Here is a 3,399-nt window from a genome sequence, read left to right as displayed (position 1 = left end):
TACTTCGACTGCCTGCCCGGCATGCGCGAGGAGCGAGCGCGGCCGCTGATGCAGAAGTTCGACGAACTGGTTCGTCAGCAGGCCACGTTCCGTGAAGTGTTCGGCCTCATTTGAGGGGATGGCTCAGGATCACGCCGGATTCAAAGTTGCCACCTGAACATAGCAGCAGTATCGTTTTTTCGTGTGGGGACGCTCAGTCATGCTTCCGAAGTGCCGTTTCTGTAGCCGGACGTGGCGGCCGGTGCGCGGGGTTCTGGCGACCGAGTCGTTCTGCAACCGGTGCGTCGCAGAGCGGCACGCCATCGTGAAGCGCGAGTTGGGCCTTCACCGGATCAGCAAGGCCGACAAGAAGGGGCCGTACATCCTCGCCGCTCGGCCGTCATCCTCTGGCGCGAAGAAGCACCGCTAGGTCGTGAACGCTCGTTCCGCTCCTGAGCTTCCGGCGCGCACCGGACGAGACGTTGACCGAAAACGCGACCCACGCCGGCGGTCTGCCGTTGAGCGCCCACTCCACTTCGTAGCGACGCGTCCCCTCGTCGCGCTCCCATGTGATTCGGTCAGGCGCCACGGCGCACGTCCAGTCCGGTGCGGGTGCGCTGGCAAGCGCATTCTGGAGTTCCTCCGCCGACTGGAACCGGTGCTGCGGGTCGTCGTTCATCGCCTTCCGAATCAGCCTGCGCCACTCGTTGGGGATGTGCGGGAGCCATTTCAGGCGTTGCGCAAACTTTCCTCTCGGCACTAGCGAGCTGGGCGGCCCGTTGGACACATACCATTGGTGTCCATGAGCGAGACGGTAGAGGGTCATGCCGAGCGCCCAGATGTCGCTCCTGACACTCGTCCCCTTACCGTCGAACACTTCCTTGGCGACGTGATCCGCGTACCCCTTTTGCGAGGCGTACCCCAGAATTAGAGCATCCGTTGCGAGCCCGAAATCGCCGAGCTTCGTGCGGCCTCGCTTGTCGAGGAGCATGTTGCCCGGCTTGATGTCGCGATGGAGCATGCCGCGCGCGTGGAGCACCGCGAGGCCGAAGCACGCATCCCTCGCGATCCGCTTCACTTCGAATAGCGGAAGCGGACCAGCTTCATACTTCCCCTGAAGTGAGCCGCCCGAGCAGAACTCCATGACGAGCATCGGGTCACCCGCCGCATTTCGATGCACGTGGAAGACGCGGACGATGTTCTCGTGTTCCGCCCTCGTCAGGTTCTCGCCCTCGTTCAGGACGGCCTCACGGCGAGCCAGCCACTCGGCATCCGATTCGCCGGACTCCTTGACCAAGACCTTGACCGCGACGGCGCCCCGGATCGGGTCGTCTCCCATGTAGACGCGCCCGAAGAAGCCTTCGCCGAGCACCGCGCCGAGCTGAAGCTCCTTCGGGCTAGGCATCGCGCGGCCGGACCTCGCAGAGAACGATGAATGCAGCTTCCCGGCTACCGTGCTTCAGGGTCCCGGTGATCTCGGCGGTCCAGAACGAGTCGTCCTTCAGGTACTCGTCGACCTTGCGCGCGCCGAACGACTTGCTGAGCTGCGCCTTCGCGGCGAAGAGGACCTTCGCGCCGCCGCCCGCCGCGCCAGCCGCTACGACACCGCGCAGCTCGGCGGACTCGAGAAGAGCAAGCGTCGCGGCCTGACGCGTCGTCGCGCTCTTTTTAACAACGACCTGCCGGATGTTCCGTTCCTGAACGTACTGGCTGATTCGACGATGGATTGTCAGGTACGCCGTCGCTCGATCCTCGTTCGTGTCGAGCCGGAACGAGTTGTCGGCGATTACCACGAGCGGGCCGGTCGCAGGCACGTCAAGGTCGACCGCGACGACCTCCGCTCCAGACACCGTAATCCCCAGCCATCGTTCGCTCATCGACCCCCCGGTCGCGGCTAGGATTCGCGCGCCCCGAGTAGCCGGGCGACGCGGCCGCCATCGCGTCGTCGCTATAGCAGGCGGCCAAGCCGGCGACAAGAATGCGGGTCACCACCAGTCTGCATGCGTGCGGCGAGAGGATCCAGCACCGACGCGCCGTCGAGCGCGATGCCTCGTCACCACCGCCCCGCGGCGCGCCGCCCGAAGGGCTCGCCACGGAGCTAGTGTCGTCCGGGGGGCTGCGCGGATACGAATTTAACCGGATGTTGCACCCGATCCATACCTTACCGTCATATCTCGGCGTCGCGCCACGCACGTACTCGGACAACGTACTCGGGGGGAAAGTCAGCGTCGCCAACGGATCCACCTCGCGGTTGGCGGCGCTCCTAGTTGAGAACGCGGCAGGGCTCTCGCCCAGCGCGATCATGCGGTTCACGAGCTCCTGCGAGGAGGAGTACCGGGCCTTGCGGGCGCGGCCGCTCGCGGACCCGACGACTACGTGTACGTCTGGGCGGATGGGGTGCACTTCAACGTGCGCCTGGAGGACGAGCAACTCGCCGCCCTGGTCGTGGTCGGGGCCCGCCCGGACGGCACGAAGGAAGTGGTGGCGCTCGAGGACGGCTGCCGCGAGTCGACCGAGAGCTGGCTGGCGCTGCTGCGCGACCTCAAGAAGCGCGGGATGAGCGCGCCGGTCGTGGCGGTGGGCGACGGTGCCCTCGGTTCTGGGCGGCGATCCGCGAGGTGTTCCCGAGACCCGGGAAGAGCGCTGCTGGGTGCATATCATCGCCAACGTGCTCGACAAGCTGCCACAGAGCTTTCAGCCGAAGACGAAGGCTGCGCTGCACGAGATGATGAACGCTCCGACGAGGACCGAGTGCCAGAAGCTGGTGGCGGCGTTCGTGACCGAGTGGACGGCACGGCGTGCTCCCACCCTCTCTGCCAACGTGAGTGAGACAACGACCCCTACGGAGTTTAGTGTAGAAGGGCGAGCTTGGACTTCACGGTGAGCAGCAGCGCAGATATCGGGTTGGTTGGGCAGGAGACCGAGGTGACCGCGAAGGCGCGGCGGCGGCAGTTCACCGCCGAGTACAAGCGCAAGGTCTTGGCCGAGGCCGAGGCGTGTACGAAGCCGGGCGAGATCGGCGCCCTGCTCCGTCGCGAGGGCCTGTACTCGTCGCACCTCGTGGAATGGCGGCGGGCCCGCGACAGCGGTGCGCTGGCCGGGCTCGCGCCCAAGAAGCGCGGACCGCCCGCGAAGGTCCCGCACCCGCTCGAGCGGAAGGTCGCGGAGCTCGAGCGCGAGAATGCGCGTCTGCAGCGGCGCGCGGAACGCGCCGAGGGCCTCGTCGAGCTCCAAAAAAATGTCTCGGAGCTGCTGGGGATCCAACTGCCGAAGCCCGACGAGGAGAAGTGATGCAGGCGGTCACCGATCTCGGCGCCCGGCTCGGCATCGCGTCGTCGTGCGCCGCGCTGGGACTGCCGAAGGCTACCTACTACCGCGCGCTCAAGCCGCGCCCGCCGCGCGCGAAGAGGAGCAGCCACC

Annotated in this window: 3 protein-coding genes and 2 pseudogenes; 3 read left to right on the top strand and 2 right to left on the bottom strand. The window is 66.4% G+C overall.

Annotated features, from left to right (window positions below):
* Positions 1-379: 379 nt before the first annotated feature.
* Both MNZ27_RS22975 and MNZ27_RS22970 read right to left on the bottom strand, forming a co-directional pair.
* Entirely contained in the window at positions 380-1,384 is a 1,005-nt protein-coding gene (locus MNZ27_RS22975) for a serine/threonine-protein kinase (protein ID WP_242396395.1), read from the bottom strand.
* Positions 1,377-1,856, bottom strand: a complete 480-nt coding sequence (locus MNZ27_RS22970) for a hypothetical protein (protein WP_242396394.1) — start codon at positions 1,854-1,856, stop codon at positions 1,377-1,379. The genes MNZ27_RS22975 and MNZ27_RS22970 overlap by 8 nt, the downstream gene beginning before the upstream one ends.
* Positions 1,857-2,355: 499 nt before the next feature.
* On the opposite strand from MNZ27_RS22970, the pseudogene MNZ27_RS24320 reads away from it, so the two are divergent.
* The 3 genes and pseudogenes from MNZ27_RS24320 to MNZ27_RS22960 all read left to right on the top strand — a co-directional run.
* Positions 2,356-2,565, top strand: a pseudogene (locus MNZ27_RS24320) (transposase); the annotation flags it as partial.
* Position 2,566: 1 nt separating this feature from the next.
* Entirely contained in the window at positions 2,567-2,863 is a 297-nt protein-coding gene (locus MNZ27_RS24315) for a transposase (RefSeq protein ID WP_408629708.1), read from the top strand.
* Positions 2,848-3,399: pseudogene (locus tag MNZ27_RS22960) on the top strand (transposase); the annotation flags it as partial. The gene MNZ27_RS24315 and the pseudogene MNZ27_RS22960, both read left to right, overlap by 16 nt.

Source organism: Anaeromyxobacter oryzisoli, assembly GCF_022690765.1.
GTDB classification, from domain to species: Bacteria; Myxococcota; Myxococcia; order Myxococcales; family Anaeromyxobacteraceae; genus Anaeromyxobacter; species Anaeromyxobacter oryzisoli.
This window is presented reverse-complemented; position numbering and strand designations above follow the sequence as displayed.

Bases quoted from the DNA above. Each gene is read 5' to 3' on its own strand.
- MNZ27_RS22975 (WP_242396395.1), bottom strand. From the start codon at position 1,384: ATGCCTAGCCCGAAGGAGCTTCAGCTCGGCGCGGTGCTCGGCGAAGGC.
- MNZ27_RS22970 (WP_242396394.1), bottom strand. From the start codon at position 1,856: ATGAGCGAACGATGGCTGGGGATTACGGTGTCTGGAGCGGAGGTCGTC.